General features: G+C 67.0%; 11 protein-coding genes. 4 read left to right on the top strand and 7 right to left on the bottom strand.

Annotated features, from left to right (window positions below):
- Positions 1-101: 101 nt before the first annotated feature.
- The 7 genes from OZ911_RS10530 to OZ911_RS10500 form a co-directional block, all read right to left on the bottom strand.
- The gene (locus OZ911_RS10530; protein ID WP_070086546.1) at positions 102-1,886 is read right to left on the bottom strand and encodes a dipeptide ABC transporter ATP-binding protein; all 1,785 of its coding nucleotides are present in this window, start codon (positions 1,884-1,886) and stop codon (positions 102-104) included.
- Positions 1,883-2,710 (bottom strand): ABC transporter permease, encoded by an 828-nt coding sequence (locus OZ911_RS10525; protein ID WP_070086545.1) that lies wholly within the window; start codon positions 2,708-2,710, stop codon positions 1,883-1,885. Before OZ911_RS10525 ends, OZ911_RS10530 begins: the two co-directional genes overlap by 4 nt.
- Complete coding sequence (locus tag OZ911_RS10520) at positions 2,703-3,779, bottom strand: ABC transporter permease (protein ID WP_023049244.1); 1,077 nt, start codon at positions 3,777-3,779, stop codon at positions 2,703-2,705. Before OZ911_RS10520 ends, OZ911_RS10525 begins: the two co-directional genes overlap by 8 nt.
- Positions 3,772-5,343, bottom strand: a complete 1,572-nt coding sequence (locus tag OZ911_RS10515) for an ABC transporter substrate-binding protein (protein ID WP_016486044.1) — start codon at positions 5,341-5,343, stop codon at positions 3,772-3,774. The genes OZ911_RS10520 and OZ911_RS10515 overlap by 8 nt, the downstream gene beginning before the upstream one ends.
- A gap of 10 nt (positions 5,344-5,353) precedes the next feature.
- A complete protein-coding gene (locus OZ911_RS10510; protein ID WP_016486043.1) occupies positions 5,354-6,541 on the bottom strand; it encodes an LLM class flavin-dependent oxidoreductase in 1,188 nt (395 codons plus the stop codon).
- Between the two features lie 163 nt (positions 6,542-6,704).
- On the bottom strand, positions 6,705-7,436 hold the full coding sequence (locus OZ911_RS10505; protein ID WP_023048648.1) for a class II aldolase/adducin family protein: 732 nt from the start codon (positions 7,434-7,436) through the stop codon (positions 6,705-6,707).
- 18 nt (positions 7,437-7,454) lie between these two features.
- Positions 7,455-8,516 carry an ABC transporter substrate-binding protein gene (locus OZ911_RS10500; protein ID WP_070086544.1) on the bottom strand — a complete coding sequence of 354 codons (1,062 nt, stop codon included), beginning with the start codon at positions 8,514-8,516 and terminating at the stop codon, positions 7,455-7,457.
- A 378-nt stretch (positions 8,517-8,894) separates the two neighbouring features.
- Here OZ911_RS10500 and OZ911_RS10495 point away from each other — a divergent pair, with 378 nt between their 5' ends.
- The 4 genes from OZ911_RS10495 to OZ911_RS10480 all read left to right on the top strand — a co-directional run bounded on the left by OZ911_RS10495 (position 8,895) and on the right by OZ911_RS10480 (position 15,409).
- Positions 8,895-10,127: an acyl-CoA dehydrogenase family protein gene (locus OZ911_RS10495; protein WP_016486040.1), complete on the top strand. Its 1,233-nt coding sequence runs from the start codon at positions 8,895-8,897 to the stop codon at positions 10,125-10,127.
- A 92-nt stretch (positions 10,128-10,219) separates the two neighbouring features.
- Positions 10,220-11,995 carry an ABC transporter ATP-binding protein gene (locus tag OZ911_RS10490; protein WP_070086543.1) on the top strand — a complete coding sequence of 592 codons (1,776 nt, stop codon included), beginning with the start codon at positions 10,220-10,222 and terminating at the stop codon, positions 11,993-11,995.
- Positions 11,988-13,838, top strand: a complete 1,851-nt coding sequence (locus tag OZ911_RS10485; RefSeq protein ID WP_024717693.1) for an ABC transporter ATP-binding protein — start codon at positions 11,988-11,990, stop codon at positions 13,836-13,838. The genes OZ911_RS10490 and OZ911_RS10485 overlap by 8 nt, the downstream gene beginning before the upstream one ends.
- Before the next feature lie 419 nt (positions 13,839-14,257).
- On the top strand, positions 14,258-15,409 hold the full coding sequence (locus OZ911_RS10480) for an LLM class flavin-dependent oxidoreductase (protein WP_070086542.1): 1,152 nt from the start codon (positions 14,258-14,260) through the stop codon (positions 15,407-15,409).
- The last annotated feature ends 11 nt before the right edge of the window (positions 15,410-15,420 follow it).

The following is a 15,420-nucleotide window of genomic DNA, read 5'->3' as shown; positions in this document are numbered from 1 at the left end:
GTATGACTGGCCCGAAACAGATGTGGGAGCGGCCTTGCGTCGCGATGCGCCGCGCGGGCGGCGCTCGGTCTCACAGGCGCTGCATACCCCAAGGCAAGCACCTAGAGGCCAACACGCAACCTGGGCGAATGCTCCACCAGCGTGCGGGTATAAGCATCAACCGGCCGCCCCAGCACCTGATCGGCAATGCCCTGCTCCACCACCCGCCCCTGGCGCAACACCAGCACGCGGTCGGCAATCGCCCGCACCACCCCAAGGTCATGGGTGACGAACAGCAAGGTCAACCCCTCCCCCTGCAAGCGCTGCAACAAGGCCAGTATCGATGCCTGCACCGACACATCCAGCGCCGAGGTGATCTCGTCACATACCAGCAACTTCGGCCCGCAGATCAACGCCCTGGCTATCGCCACCCGCTGGCGTTCACCACCAGACAAGCTATGCGGATACAAGTCGGCCACACGCGCCGGTAGCGACACCCGCTCCAGCACGGCCTCGACCCGCTCGCGCGCTTTACCACCGCGCACCCCGAAAAAGTGCGCCAACGGCGCGCTGAGCGTTTGCCCGATGGTCTGCCTCGGGTTCAAGGCCCTATAGGGGTTCTGGAACACATACTGGATCTGGTGACGCAGCCGCGCATCACGTTCGCGCGCGGCAAACGCCAAAGGCGCGCCGGCGTAACTGAGTTGCCCCTGAACGTTTTCGCCCAGCCCGGCAATGGCCCTGGCCAGGCTGGTCTTGCCCGAACCCGACTCGCCCACCAGCGCCAGGCACTCCCCTTGCCTCACCCGCAGAGACACATCGAACAACACCTGGCGATCGTAAGCTACGTCCAGCCCCTGCACCTCCAGCAACACCGCTGCGCCCGGCGCAGCAGCCGCCTCGACAGCCGCTTCACCGAGGGGCAGCGGCTCTCGGTGCGGCACCAGGCAGGCCACTCGATGCCCGCCGTCATGCGCTAGCAACGACGGCTCGATCACTGAACACTCTGCACGACGCCTGCCGCAGCGCGGCGCAAACGCACAGCCATCCGGGCGCTGCCCCGGTGCCGGTGCATGCCCGGCAATCGCCTGCAAGGGCTGGCGCCGGGCAATGTCAGGTATGGCCGCGAGCAAAGCGCGAGTGTAGGGATGCGACGGCGCGCGGAACAACGCCTCACGCCCGGCCACTTCCACCAGCCGCCCGGCGTACATCACCATCACCCGGTCGACCAGGTCACGCACCACCGCCAGGTCATGGGTGACGTACAGCGCCGCCACACCTTGGTCACGGCACAGGCGCTTGAGGGTCTGCAGCACATGGGCCTGGGTGGTAACGTCCAGTGCGGTGGTGGGCTCGTCGAGTACGATCAGCTTTGGCCGCAAGACGAACGCCAGCGCCAGCATCACCCGCTGTTGCTGCCCGCCAGACAGTTGATGCGCAAAACGCCGCAGGAAGCCGTCGTCATCGGGCAAGCCCACATCCAGCAGGGTTTCGCCGATGCGCTGGCGCACCGCTTCACGCGACAGCGCAGGCTGGTGTGCCAAGAGGGTTTCACGCAGCAAAGCCCCCAGGCGCAGCGCAGGGTTCAGCGCCGTGGCCGGGTCCTGGGCGACGTAGCCGACCAGCCCGCCACGGGCCAGGCGCAAGGCCTCACCTTCGAGTTCAAGCAGCGATTGCCCGGCCACCACCACTTGCCCGCCCACAATGCGCGCGCCCTGCCGGGCATGGCGCAGCAACGCCGTGGCCAAGGTGGTCTTGCCCGAGCCGGACTCACCCACCAGGCCAACAATCTCGCCCGCTGCAACGCTGAAGGACACCTCGGCCAGCACATCGACCTGCCCGGCCAGCTCTACCCGCAGGTCGCTGACCTGCAACACTTCACTGGCCACATTCAACAGCGCGCTCATGGCTGCTTCTCCCCAATCCGGGCACTGGCCCGGCCAACCCCTTCGGCCAGGATGTTGGTGCCATAGGCAAACACCCCGATCAGCAATGCAGGTGCCAGTACGGCCCAGGGCTGCACCAGCAGGCCGGCCTGGTTTTCGTTGATCATCAAGCCCCAGTCCGCCGCCGGCGGTGCCACCCCGTAGCCCAGAAAACTCAAGCCGGACAGCATGCCCACCGCCCAGGTCAGCATGTTGCCGAAGTGCACCAATAGCGGCGTGAGGATGTTCGGCAGGATTTCATGAAAGAGGATGCGCCAACGCGGGTAACCCATCATCTGCGCCGCCTCCACGTACTCCTGCCCGGCGACCGCCACGGCACTGCCGCGGGCCAGGCGGACAACCCCCGGGGTAAAGGCGATGGCCACGGTCAGCACGATCAGCCAAGGTGCACGGCCGAGCATGGACACGATCAGCAGCACCAGGATCAGGTCCGGGAACGCCAGCGATACGTCCGCCGCCCAGCTGATCGCCTGGTCCAGGCGCCTGCGCGAGAAGCCGGCCAACAGGCCCAGGCTGCCGCCAACCAGCAATGCGAGGGTGGCTGCTGCCACCGACATCCACAGCACCGACAGGCCGCCGCTGAGCAACCGCGAGAGCAGGTCGTGGCCCAGAAAATCGTGCCCCAGCGGTGCCCCGGCAGCCGGGGGGCCGTACACCGGCCCGACCATCGCCGTGGGCGCATGAGGTGCCAGCCAGGGGCCAAAAGCGGCCAGCAGCGCCACCATCAAGGTGATTACAGCGCCACGCCGCACCTGTGGGTCGGCCAGCCAACGGGATTCAATCATGGGTCGCCTCCTGGGCAGGGGTGCTGCGCGCGCGTCGCCACCAAGGCCGAATGCCGCGCCGGATACGGCGGATCATCCGCACCCGGCGCGCCGTGCGCAGCTTGGGGGTGAGCAATACGGTCAGCAGGTCGGCCAGCAGGTTGATCAGCACCACCGCCACGGTGATGACCAGCACCACGCCCTGGATCATCGGCAGGTCGCGCATCTGGATCGCCGCATTCAACGCAGTGCCAATACCGGGGTAGCTGAAAATCACCTCGGCCAGCAATGCACCGCCGACCAGCGTGCGCAGGGTCAGGGCCACGCCCTGGATCGCCGGGGTCAGGGCATTGGGCAAGGTGTGCCGCCAGACGATGCGCCGCTCGGGGACACCCCGCAGCCGCGCGGCAATCACATACTCGGACTCCAGCGCCTCGATCATCGAGGCCCGCACCATGCGCGTGAGGTACGGCAAGGCCGTCAGGCTCAGGGCCAGCACCGGTAGCACCAGTGACGGCCACTGCCGCCACAACGGCAACTGCGGGTCGAGGATCGACACCGCCGGCAGCCAGCCCATGCCCGGCATTGAAAACAGCAACACCAGGCCGATGGCCAGCAGAAAGCCCGGCGTGGCCTTGAGCAGAATCAACGCCGACAGGCCCCAGCGGTCCAGCCGGCTGTCGCGGCGCAGGGCCAGGCTCACCCCCAACAGCAAGGCCACCGGAACCACCAGTGCCAACACCCCGGCCAGCAGGGCAAGGGTGTGGCCCAACCGGCCGAACAGCAGTTGTGCCACCGGCACCTGTGAGTCCAGTGAAATGCCCAGGTCCCCGCGTAATGCTGCGCCTAGCCAGCGCAGGTACTGCACCAGAATCGGCTGGTCGAGGCCCAGTTGCCGTTGCAGGGTGAGGATGCTTTCCAGCGGCGCATCTGGGCCGAGAATCACCCGCGCAGGGTCAGAAGGCAGTGCCTGGGTGGCGATGAACACCACCAGGCTGATCACCCAGGCCGTGAGCAACCCGTAACCGAGGCGGCCGATGAACCAGGCCAGCCAGGCCGGCGTGCGGGGCGTGTGTCGAGGATCAGGCATTGGGGTTCAACCAGAGTTCGTCAAAGCGCCAGGAGGCGAAGGTGGTCTGTTCCGGGGCAAGCCCGCCAACCCTGGACGACGCCGCATCGAGCACGTCGGAAAAGCCCCAGATCAGCAACCCGCCACGTTCGTGCTGGATGGCCTGGGCTTCATGCACCAAGGCCCTGCGCCGCGCCAGGTCGGGCTGGGCCAGGGCTTGCTGGAACAGTTCGGTAAAGCGCGGGTCGTGGAAGTTGCTGCGGTTGTAGATGGCCTGCGGCGCATCGTTGTGCAGCGCCGAGGCGAGAAAGCCGCGCGCCGGGGTCGACCCGGGCGACAGCTGCCATTGCTCACGTTGCGGGCCGTTGAAAACGGACCCGTCCACCTGGTTGACCTTCACCTGCACCCCGGCCTTAAGGGCCTGCTGGGCAAACACCAGCGCGGCGTTGACGCCAGGCCCTGGCGTGGTGGTCAGTTCCACACGCAAATCGTCCTGCCCCGCCTGGCGCAGCAGCGAACGGGCCTGGTCCAGCGCGTAAGGGCGCTGGGCAATGGCGTGGTTGAAGGTGGGGTCGTGAGGCGAATACAAGTCGTTGGCCACCCGGCCAAAGCCATTGAGCCCACGCGCCACCAGCTCCTGACGGTCGGCCAACAGGCGGAATGCCTGACGCACCCGTACATCCTGGAACGGCGCCTTGGCCAGGTTCAGGTTGAAGCCGGTGAACGAGGTGCTCGGCGAGGCGTACAGCCGCAGCCGTGGGTCGGCCTTGAGCAGTGCACTGTGCTCAGCCTGTACACCACTGGCCACATCGATCTGCCCGGCGCGCAGCGCTGCGGCCCGCGACACCTGGTCCTTGAATTCGATGATTTCCAGCTCGTCCGCGTAGGGGCGATTGGGCTTGTAGTAGTTTTCAAAACGGGTGTAGAGCGAGCGCTGGCCAGGTATGAAGCTTTTCAGCCGGTATGGCCCGGCGCCCACCGGGTTGGTCACCGGGTGGTAGTCGGTGGGCACGATGCCGCCGAAGCTGATCAACGTTTCATCGAGCGGGTAGAAGCTTTGCCCCTGCTTGAAACGTATTTCAATTGTGCGCTCGTCCAGTTTGCGCAGTGCCTGCCGATCGATAGCGCCGACCAGCCCGGCGAAGGGCGAGGCCAGCTGCGGGTCGGTCAGGCGCAGGATCGAGAACAGCATGTCGTCGGCGGTGATGCTTTTGCCGTGGTGAAACTCCAGCCCAGGCTTGAGGCGGATGGTCCAGGCGCTGGCGTCGGCATTCGGCTCGGCGAACTCGGCCAGTGCCAGGCGCGTGCTGACGTCGGCGTTCCATTCCCAGCACTTGGCGTACAGCGCCCAGCCCCGGATGATGCCGCCGCCCACCGGCTTGTGCGCATCAAGGTTGCCGGCCTGGTCGCCATCAATAATGCCCACCCGCAAGCGCCCACCGTGCACCGGCGTGCCCGGCAGCGCCGCACTGGCCGCTGAAGACGCGCCGCTGTCGCAGCCACTGAGCAGCCCCCCCAGCAGCAAGCTGCCGCCAACGGCCAGGCTGTTGCCGAGAAACACCCGGCGCGAAAACAGCTCGCTCATGACCTTCTCCTTACGCCGGTTGCGCCACGCCGGGCTTGCTGACTGCGCCCAGGCGCGGCACCTCGAAGCCATGGTCCAGGTCAAGCAGCGGGAACAGCAGGTCTGCCACCCGGTGCGCCTCATCGATCAGCGGGAAGCCTGACAGGATGAATGCCGACGTGCCCTGGGCCTCGTATTCACGGATGCGTTCGGCGACCTGTTCGGCGCTACCCACCAGGTACGTGCCGGCTGCCGGGCCGAGGATGTTGAAGCCGAACAGGCTGGGGCCCAGCCAGACGTTGGGGTAGATCTCCAGCTCGCGGGCGGTGGGCAGCCGCCCGGCGCGGAGGCTGTCGAGGTTGCGCTGGATGCGCGGGTCGTCGCTGACGTAGCTGTCGAAGGTTTGCCCCGGCGGCAACTGGCGTTCGATGGCCGCGCGCGCGGTGGCCAGCGAGGTGCGCTGCAACAGGCGCTCGGCATGGGCCCAGGCCTCTTCCTCGGTTTCGCGCACGATCACTTGCAGGCGGGTGCCGTAGGTCAGCTCACGGCCAATCTTCGCCGCCTCGGCCGCTACCCGGCGGAACTTGTCGCCGAGCTTTTGCGGGGTGTCGGCGAAGCTCAGGTACACGTCCAGCAACTGCACCGAATGGGCCACGCCCGGTGCCGACGTGCCGGCGCCCCACAACGGAATGCCGGGCTTTTGCTTCGGTGGGTGCCAACCGCCCAGCGGGTGATGGGCGGCGGCCGGCGAACGGGGTGAAAGCTTGACGTAGCGGCCGTCGTAACCCGCCGTTTCACCGGCGTAGAAACTCTGGAAGGCGCGCCAGTATTCCAGGCTGAAGTCGTAGCGTTCATCGTGCGGGTAGTGCACGCCCAAGGTAGCCAGGCCGGCATCGTTGCCGTTGACCACGTTGAACAGCAGGCGGCCGTTGGAGAACTGGTCGAAGGTGAGCGCCCATTTAGCCAGCACCGCTGGCGACAACTCCCCCGGGTGCTGGGCGACCAGAAAGCGCAGGCGCGTGGTGGCGTCGATCAGTGCTGCCGACACGGCCAGGCTTTCGTTGGGGCTTGAGCCGAGCAGCGAGCCGTAGAAGCCCAGACGGTCAGCGGCGATGGCCAGTTGCTTGAGGTGTTCGAAATCGGTGTGCCAGCGGCCTTCGGGCTCCCAGGGATAGGGGCCGTCGGGGGTGGTGAGGTACCAAAGGATTTTGACTGCCATGGGGCTGGGTCCTTTTCAGATGAGGTGTTTGAGGGCAGGCCTCTGGGGCTGCTGCGCAGCCCTATCGCGACGCAAGGCCGCTCCCACATTGGTCGGCGTACGCGGGCCTTGTGGGAGCGGCCTTGTGTCGCGATAGGGGCGCAAAGCGCCCCCAGCGATCGCATCAGTTGCGCCGATCGATGCCAGGCACCAGGCCCAATTCGGTAGCACGGTCGTACAACCCGCTCATCTTCCATTGCTGGGTCAGCACCCCTGGCCCGTAAGGCCGCGACCCGCCCAGGGCATCAGCCAGCAACTGGATCTGCGCCCCCTCCTCCAGCAACAGGATGAACTCCGCCGTGGCCCGCAGCCCCTGCTTGCCCCACACCGTGGAGCCGCCGTTGGCTTCCAGGATGGCCAGGTTGAACGGGTTCTCGGCAATCTTGTCGAGGATGAAGTCCACCTCGGCCTGGCGCCGGTCGATGTACACCGGCAGCTCGCGGGCCAGCTGACAGCGTTGCACCGGCACGTAGTGGAACGGCAAGGTGCGGTGGGTTTGCGCCCAGGCACCGAGGTACGGGCTGTGCACGTGCGACACGGTGGTGACGTCGGCGTGGGTCTGGAACAGCTTGGTGTAACGCCCCAAACCGCCTTTACCTTTGCCGACGATGACGTTGCCCGCAAAATCGGTGACGGTGGCCTGCAGCGGCTTGCGATGGTTCCACGGCCCGCCGTAATTCACCGACACCAGCAGCTCTTCACCCGGCACACGTTCGATGAAGCCAACCGTGCCATTGGCGGTAATGGTGTTGGTTTCGCGAAAGACGCTGAAGGCCGCTTCAGCGTCGGCCACTACCTGGTCGATAAAGGCTTGCAGTTCGGCAGTGACAGGGCGTTCGTTGATCAGTACGGTCATGTTCAATCTCCAGTCAGGTCAGGCGCGGCGTTGGGCCAGCAGTTCATGGGCAGCTTGCAGAGGCCGCGGGTCGACCCAGTCGGCAATGGCGAAATCGGCTTCGAGGAAACCGTGCAGGTACAGAAAGTCCTTTTGAGTTCCGAGGAAGGCCAGGCGCTGTGCGGACAGGTCCGGCGCCAGCGTGGTGTGGAAGTCACCGCGGTAGGCCTCGGCCACACCCTGGCTGCCCGCGCGGGTTTCTTCTTCGAGAATGCGGTTGAGCGCGTCGCGGTTGCCGGCTGCCCACTCGGCGGCACGCAAGGTCTGGGCAAGGAAGCGCACCACCAGGTCGAAATGGTTGTCGAGCAGGCGTTGATGCACGGTGATCGGCCGTGGCGTGCCGTTGTTGATGCGGTGGCGCGGGTCGGGCAGCAGGTCGAGGTCGACGCCCACCACCAGGCCCAGCCGGCGTGCGGCATCGGCTGCTGCCGCGCCCTTCACGTACACGGCATCGACTTCACCGCGCGCCAGGTATTCCAACCCCGACCACAGCCGCTGCAAGCCCAACGCCGGGGTGGCGGCACTGGCCTGGTCGAGCAGGGCCACTTCCACCAGTTGCACGTCATCCAGGTGCAGGCCCGCCGAGGCCAGGGCGCCTTTGTAACCGTGAAGGCTCATGGCCCGGGCAATGCTGCCAGGCCGACTATCGCCCCAGGCCGGCAGCGCCAGGCGTTTGCCGCGCAAGTCGGCGGCGCTGCGGATGCCGGAGTCCGGGCGGACCAGGATGGTTTGCCATTCCTCGATCCAGGTCAGGCCGATCAACCGACTGGGGGAGCCGGCCGCACGTGCCGCCAGCGCCGGCACGTTGCCGCCTTCGCGAAACAACCCGGGCAGTTGGTGATCGTAGTGGTGATGGCCTAGCTGGCGGGCCTCCTGCAAGGTCGAGACAGGCAAGCCATCGGCGGCGAACTCTTGCTCCAGCCAGCCGAGTTTGTAGGCCAGGCCTGAGGCGGTGGGCACAGGGCAGCGGGTGAACCAGATGCGTTCCAGGGCGGATGGGTCGTCTGCCAGGCGGTTTGCTGTGGGGGTTGCGAGGGTCATGGGGTGGCTCCTTGGGCGTCGTGCAAGCACCATTGCAGCGTGCGTGCCAACCGCTGGAGGCCTTGATTTCCGTAGGATTGGCTGTTGTGTCGGAGGGCTGGGTGCTTGGCTGGGAGCAGGATTGCGGGCGGGGTGCTGCCAGATCAGCAACATGACTGCTGCTGAGGCAGCAAAGGCCGCTGGAAGCCACACAGGATGTGGCCTGAGGAGGGGTGGCAAAGATATTGCTCTAGGGCTTGGTACCGAGGTGTGGCCACTCGCGGGCATGCCCGCTCTCACAAGGGCCAGCACAACCCCCAAGGGCAGTGCTGCCTCTGTGGGAGCGGGCAAGCCCGCGAAACAGGCGCACTGGCCCTTCTGACAATTCGAGACCCCACCATGAGTGCCATAGAACCTTCCCCTGCCCGCCGCCTCACCAGCGAAACGGAAGCCATCGAAACCGCCCGCCAGGTCGCCGCGCACATCGCCGAACTGGCCGCCGATCCGCGCAACAACGGCCAGCTCCCCCACCGCCAGGCCGAGCTGTTGTCCAGCAGCGGCCTGACCGCCATCGCGGTGCCCGCCCAGTTCGGCGGCCTCGGTGCCTCGGTGCAGACTGTGGTGGAAACCGTGCGCCTGGTCTCCACCGCCGACGGCGGTGTCGGCCAGCTGCTGCAAATTCACAATGTGATGCTGCGCGGCATCTTTACCGGCTACCCCGACGAAATACGCGACCGGCTGATTGCCGACGTACTCGCTGGCAAGCGCTTTGGCAACGCCCTGGCCGAAGTCGGCGGCAAGAACAAGTTCGCCCTCAAGACCCGCGTCGAGCGCCGCGCCGATGGCCAGTGGGTGCTCAACGGCAGCAAGTTCTACTCGACAGGCTCCTACCTGGCCGAGTGGATCTCGCTGACCGCCGCCAGCGAAGACGGCGGCGTCGGCGTGCTGCTGCACCGCGACACTCCGGGGCTGACCCTGATCGATGACTGGCAAGCCTTTGGCCAGCAGAACTCGGTGAGCGGTACGGTGAATTTCGACAACATCGTGCTCGATGAGCGCTACCTGACCCGCCGCAACGGGCCGATGAAACGCACTGGCCTGACCTTCCCGCAGATCCTCCACGCCGCCATCGACACCGGCATCGCCGCTGGCGCCTTGCAGGCGGCTGTCGAGTACTTGCGCGAGCATGCCCGGGCCTGGGTGGAGAGCGGCGTGGAGCGCGCCAGTGACGAGCCGCATGTCATTCGCCAGGTCGGTGAGTACGCCGTGGCGCTGCGCGGCGCTGAGTCGGTGCTGCGCGAGGCGGCGCGGGTGTTCGACGAACACGAGCGCGACCCGGAGAACAAGGCGTTGCAGGATGAGCTGATCCTGTCGGTCGCTACCGCCCGTGCGCATTCCGATGCTGCATCGCTGAAGATTTCCAGCGACTTGTTCTCGTTGCTGGGGGCCAGCGCTTCGCTGAGCAAGTGGAACCTCGACCGCTTCTGGCGCAATGCCCGGGTGCACACCACCCACGACCCGATCCGCTGGCGGCTGCACAACGTGGGCAACTACTACCTGAACGGGGCAGACCCGGGGGAGTACACGGCGGTGCTTAATGCCAAGGAGAGCCAGGGCGCTACCCGCCGTTGAACCCAGCTGGAGCCGGGGGGGCGCGTCGCGCCCCATTCGCGGCACAAGGCCGCTCCTGCAAGGGCGGTGTCGCATTCTGATCGAGCATCTACATGAACCACCCGCTTCTTCGGGCATTGGCCATCTACCGCGAAATGCCTTGGCGCTTTGCTCTGGTCACTGCCTTGTACATCGCCGGCAACCTCGGCCTGGCCTGGCAGCAGTGGCTGATCGGCCATGCGGTCGATGATGTCAGCGCCGGCCGCGCCGTGCTGCGCCTGGCCGACGGCAGCCTGGACGCCAGCGTGGCCTGGCACTGGTTGTGGCTGCTGCTGGCCATCGCCCTGGGCCGCGGCCTGCTGCAATACGCCGCCGCCGTGCTGTCGCTGGTGCTCAGCCAGGCCCTGCTCACGCGCCTGCGTGAACGCATCCTCAGCCAGGTGCAGCGCCTGCACCTGGGCTATCACTGGCACCACGGCATGGGCGAACTGGTCACCCGCACCACCCGCGATGCCGACAAAGTGCGCGACGCACTGATCACCTTCTGGCGGCAGATCATCGAAACCCCGCTGGTGGTGCTCGTCGCGGTGGGCCTGTTGAGCTGGTACGACCCGCTGCTGGGGCTGGTGCCACTGCTGCTGACCGGCGCCGGGTTATGGCTGTTCGTGGTGCAGACCGATCGCCTGGTCACGCTTGACCGCGCCGTGGGCGCTGCCTATGACCAGGTCAGCCAGGACTTGGCAGAAGGCATCGGTGGGGTGCGGGTGATCAAGGCCTTTGGCCTGGAGCAGCAGCGCATTGCCCGCTTCGCCCGGCAGGTCGAGGTGTTCACCGACCATGCCCGCGCCGCCCTGGCCTACGCCAGTTCACGCATTCCGCTACCGCAGGCGGTGGTGGCGCTGGGGCATGTGTGGATCCTGGTATACGGCGCCCATCGCGTGGCGGCTGGCGCGCTGGGCATCGGCGAGCTGGTCACTTCGCTGCTGGTGGCCACCACGCTGGTGTTCCGCATCGAAGGCATAGGCCGAGTAATGCAGACCTTCGCCGATGCCCGCGCCAGCGCCGAACGCATCTGGCAGCTGCTGGACGAACGCCCGGCCATTGTCGGCGGCCATGCCACCCTGCCTGCGGGGCCGTTGGGGCTGAAGCTTGACCAGGTGCAGGTCAGTGCGGCAGAGGCTGGCCGGCCTGTTCTGCAGGGCTGCTCGCTAACCCTGCTGCCCGGTGAAGTGGTGGCGTTGGTCGGCGCCACCGGCACCGGCAAAAGCCTGCTGGCCAGCCTGCTGCCACGTTTGGCCGATGCACAGCACGGCAGCGTGCAGGTCGGTAGCGACACTGCCGGTTGGTACAACGTACGCGACCTCGACCTTGCCGACCTGCGCCGCCGCGTGCACGTGCTGGCGCAGGAAAGCTTTCTGTTCTCCGACAGCCTGGCCGCCAACCTGCGCATGGCCGCACCACAGGCCAGCGACGCCCGGTTGCGTGAAGCCTTGCGCCTGGCCGCCGCCGAGGACGTGCTGGAGCGCCTGCCCCACGGCCTCGACACCCCGCTAGGCGACCGCGGTGTGACCCTGTCCGGCGGCCAGCGCCAGCGCCTGTGCCTGGCCCGGGCGCTGCTCGGTGCACCCGACATCCTCTGCCTGGACGACGCCACCAGCGCCCTGGATGCCTTGGGCGAACGCCAGGTGCTGCACAACATCCGCCGCCTGCACAGCGCCAGCGGCCAAGGCCCGACCTTGCTGCTGATCACCAGTCGCCTCTCCACCCTGCTGCTGGCCGACCGCGTGCTGATGCTGGAAAACGGCCGCATCACTGCCAATGGCAGCCATGCCGAACTGTGCACGAACAACGCCCATTATCGCGACTTGCTGGGGATCGACCATGACTGATGCGCAGCACACCCCCGCCAGCGATATCGACATCGAGCAGCGCTTGGCCCGCCAGGCGCTGGACCGGGGCATGTTCCACCGCTTGCTGCCGCTGTTGCAGCCCATTCGCGGGCAGATCCTTGCCGTGATCGGCATCGAGCTGCTGCTGGTGTTCACCGTGTTCCTGCGCCCGTGGTTCGTGCGGGAACTGCTGGACAAGGGCCTGGTGCCCAGCGCCGACCACTGGCTGCTCGACGAGCGCCTGGTACTGTGGTTGGGCCTGGGGCTGGCCGCGAGCTGGCTGGGGCGCTTTCTGCTGGCCGGGGTATCGCAGTTCATCGCCGGGCGCGCGGCGATCGGCGTGCTCAATGCCCTGCGGGTGAAAGTGTTCGCCCATGTGCAGGCGCTGTCGGTGAGCTACTTCGACCAGACCCGTGCCGGGCGCATCATTTCCCGTGCCGACCGGGACGTGGATGCGCTGGAGCCGTTGCTCGTGCAAGGCCCGCCCGAGCTACTCGGCGCCCTGCTGCGTTGCGGCCTGGCAGCGGTAATGCTGTGGCGTATCGAGCCCAGCTTCTTTTACAGCCTGGCGGCCACAGTGCCGTTGCTGGCCGTGGCCACTTGGCGCTTCAAGCGCGTGTCGCAACGCAACTGGGCCAAGGTGGCCGAGCAGCGCAGCCGCTTCACCGCGCACTTGGTGGAAAGTGTGAGCGGGGTGCGGCTGATCCAGCAATGCGGGCAAGCGCAGACCAACCAGGCACGCTACCGGCGCCTGCTGGAGGACTTCAACCAGGCGCTGATCCGCGGCAGCCTGCGCGCCGGCTGGTTCGCGCCGTTTACCGCGTTGCTCAGCACCGCCGGCATGGCCGTGCTGTTGCTGGTCGGTGCCCATGGCCTGGCCGAGGGCAAGGTCAGCGTGGGGCAGGTGGCCGAGAGCCTGTTCTACGTGTTCCTGTTCCTTGGCCCGCTGCAAGAGCTGTCAGACCTGTTCGAGCGCTACGCCACCGGCAGCGCTTCAGCCCAGCGCATCTTCCTGCTGCTCGACACCCGCCCGCAAGTGCTCGACCCGCCCGCGCCACACGCCCTGACCCGGGCGCGCGGCCAGGTGGACTTCGACGCGGTCGGCTTTGCCTATACCCCTAACAGCTCGCGCCCGGTGATCGACGGGCTCGACCTGCACATCCGCGCCGGTGAAGTGCTGGCCATCGTCGGCCCCTCCGGGCATGGCAAGAGCACCCTGGTGCAGTTGCTGACGCGTTTCTACGAAGTGCAGCACGGCGCCGTGAAGCTGGACGGCATCGACCTGCGTGCGCTGGCCCAGCATGACTTGCGGCGCAACGTGGGCGTGGTGCTGCAGGACAACGTGCTGTTCAGCGGCAGCATCCTCGACAACCTGCGCCTGGCCGCGCCCGACGCAGACGATGCGCAGTTGGTGGCCGCCGCCCGTGAGCTGGGTGCCGACGAGGTGCTGGAACGTCTGCCGCAGCGCTACCACACCGAAGTCGGCCCGCTGGGCGCGCACCTGAGCCATGGCCAGCGGCAGCTGGTGTGCCTGGTGCGGGCTTACCTGGCCGACCCGGCGGTGCTGGTGCTGGACGAAGCCACCTCGGCGGTGGACGTGCACACCGAGCGGCGTATCCAGCGCGCGCTGCGCAGGCTGTGCCAGGGGCGCACTGCAATCATCATCGCCCACCGCCTGGCGACCATTCGCGATGCCGACCGGATTGCCGTGGTGAAGCATGGTCGGGTGGTGGAACAAGGGGCGCATGCCGATCTGATCGGGCGTAGTGGCGCGTATGCGGCGCTGTACCAAGCGTATCTGCGCAGCGCCGGGGAGGTTGCAACCGAGCAAATCGGGGTCTGACTCGTCGGCCTCTTCGCGGGGCAAGCCCGCTCCCATAGGTATGGCGCCGGACTGACTGACAGCGCCGAACCTGTGGGAGCACCTCTTCGCGGGGCAAGCCCGCTCCCACAGGTATGGTGCCGGACTGACTGACAGCGCCGAACCTGTGGGAGCGCCTCTTCGCGGGGCAAGCCCGCTCCCATAGGTATGGCGCCGGACTGACTGACAGCGCCGAACCTGTGGGAGCGGGCTTGCCCCGCGAAGAGGCCGGACCTGTTCATGCTGCTACCCCAGCATCCGTTGCTGCCGCACTGCTGCCACAGCAGCACCCCTCCCCCCCTCTACGCCTCAAACCCCCGCCCCACAGGCCATGCGCCGCGCATGGCACAGCCGTTGCACCACCCTCCTCATCCGCACAACCGCCCCCTTCAGGAGCCCCCATGACCACCGAATTCTTCTGGCGCCTGCCCTTGGGCACCGATGGCCCGCAGCTGTCCACCGACCGCCACAACCGCGGCAACCCCGCGCACCGCCCCGGCAATATCGCCCCCGGTCGCCTGCCCGATGGCCAGGCTGACGGTTTCAGCTACATCGACTACATCGCCCAGGTGGCCAAGGCCGCCGAGCTGGCCGGGTTCGAAGGCGCCTTGCTACCCACCGGCCCGGAGCCGTGGATAGCCGCCGCCGCGCTGGCCCGCGAAACCCGGCGCATCCGCTTCCTGATCGCCTTTCAGGCCACCTGGACCCTGCCCGCCTATGCCGCCCAGCAGGCGGCAATTCTGCAAAACCTTAGCGGGGGCCGGCTGGACTGGAACATCATCACCGGCGGTAACCCGGCCAGCCAAAGGGCCAATGGCGACTTCCTGGAGCATGACCTGCGCTACAAGCGCACCGGCGAATTCCTCGACGTGATCCAGGGCCTTTGGACACAGGAAAAGTTCTCCTACGAAGGCGATATCTACCGCCTGGAAAACGGCAGCCTGCCGCCGGGCCTGCAACACGAACGCAAACCGGGCGTGTACTTCTCCGGCTTTTCCGATGCCGCACTGGACGTGGCCGCGCGCCATGCCGATGTGTACCTGAACTGGGCCGAGCCCATCGACAAGCTCAAGCCGCATATCGAACGCGTGCGCGAGTTGGCCGACAAGCAGGGCCGCACCGTGCGTTTCGGCCTGCGTGTCGACCTGTTCGCCCGCGAGACCGAAGAACAAGCCTGGCGCGAACTGCGCCAGCAGTTCGAGCGCCTGGAAGGCAAGGCCAGCGCCAGCGCCAAGGGCTTCGTGACCGGCTCGGACTCTGTCGGCGGTGCACGCCAGGCCGCCTATCACCAAGGCTTGCAGGGCTTCGATGAACTGATCCTGGCGCGCAACCTGTGGGCCGGCTTCGCCAAGGCCAAGCCCGGCCCCACCGTGGGCCTGGTGGGCAGCCATCAGAACATCGCCGAACGCCTGGCTGAATACCGCGATGCCGGTTTCAGCACCTTCATCCTCGCCGCTAACCCGCACCTGGAAGAGGCGCTGCGCATCGGCCAGGAAGTGTTGCCGCTGGTGCAGCAGGCTGCCACCACCCCCCCTTTGCAGGCCAGTGCCTGAAGCCGAACGGA

Source organism: Pseudomonas fortuita, assembly GCF_026898135.2.
GTDB lineage: Bacteria > Pseudomonadota > Gammaproteobacteria > Pseudomonadales > Pseudomonadaceae > Aquipseudomonas > Aquipseudomonas fortuita.
The sequence above is the reverse complement of the archived record's forward strand: the minus strand, read 5'-3'. Positions and strand labels throughout refer to the sequence as shown.

Coding starts and splice junctions, on each gene's coding strand:
- OZ911_RS10510 (WP_016486043.1), bottom strand. CDS start 6,541: ATGGCAGTCAAAATCCTTTGGTACCTCACCACCCCCGACGGCCCCTAT.
- OZ911_RS10495 (WP_016486040.1), top strand. CDS start 8,895: ATGAGTGCCATAGAACCTTCCCCTGCCCGCCGCCTCACCAGCGAAACG.
- OZ911_RS10525 (WP_070086545.1), bottom strand. CDS start 2,710: ATGATTGAATCCCGTTGGCTGGCCGACCCACAGGTGCGGCGTGGCGCT.
- OZ911_RS10530 (WP_070086546.1), bottom strand. CDS start 1,886: ATGAGCGCGCTGTTGAATGTGGCCAGTGAAGTGTTGCAGGTCAGCGAC.
- OZ911_RS10490 (WP_070086543.1), top strand. CDS start 10,220: ATGAACCACCCGCTTCTTCGGGCATTGGCCATCTACCGCGAAATGCCT.
- OZ911_RS10485 (WP_024717693.1), top strand. CDS start 11,988: ATGACTGATGCGCAGCACACCCCCGCCAGCGATATCGACATCGAGCAG.
- OZ911_RS10480 (WP_070086542.1), top strand. CDS start 14,258: ATGACCACCGAATTCTTCTGGCGCCTGCCCTTGGGCACCGATGGCCCG.
- OZ911_RS10500 (WP_070086544.1), bottom strand. CDS start 8,516: ATGACCCTCGCAACCCCCACAGCAAACCGCCTGGCAGACGACCCATCC.
- OZ911_RS10520 (WP_023049244.1), bottom strand. CDS start 3,779: ATGCCTGATCCTCGACACACGCCCCGCACGCCGGCCTGGCTGGCCTGG.
- OZ911_RS10505 (WP_023048648.1), bottom strand. CDS start 7,436: ATGACCGTACTGATCAACGAACGCCCTGTCACTGCCGAACTGCAAGCC.
- OZ911_RS10515 (WP_016486044.1), bottom strand. CDS start 5,343: ATGAGCGAGCTGTTTTCGCGCCGGGTGTTTCTCGGCAACAGCCTGGCC.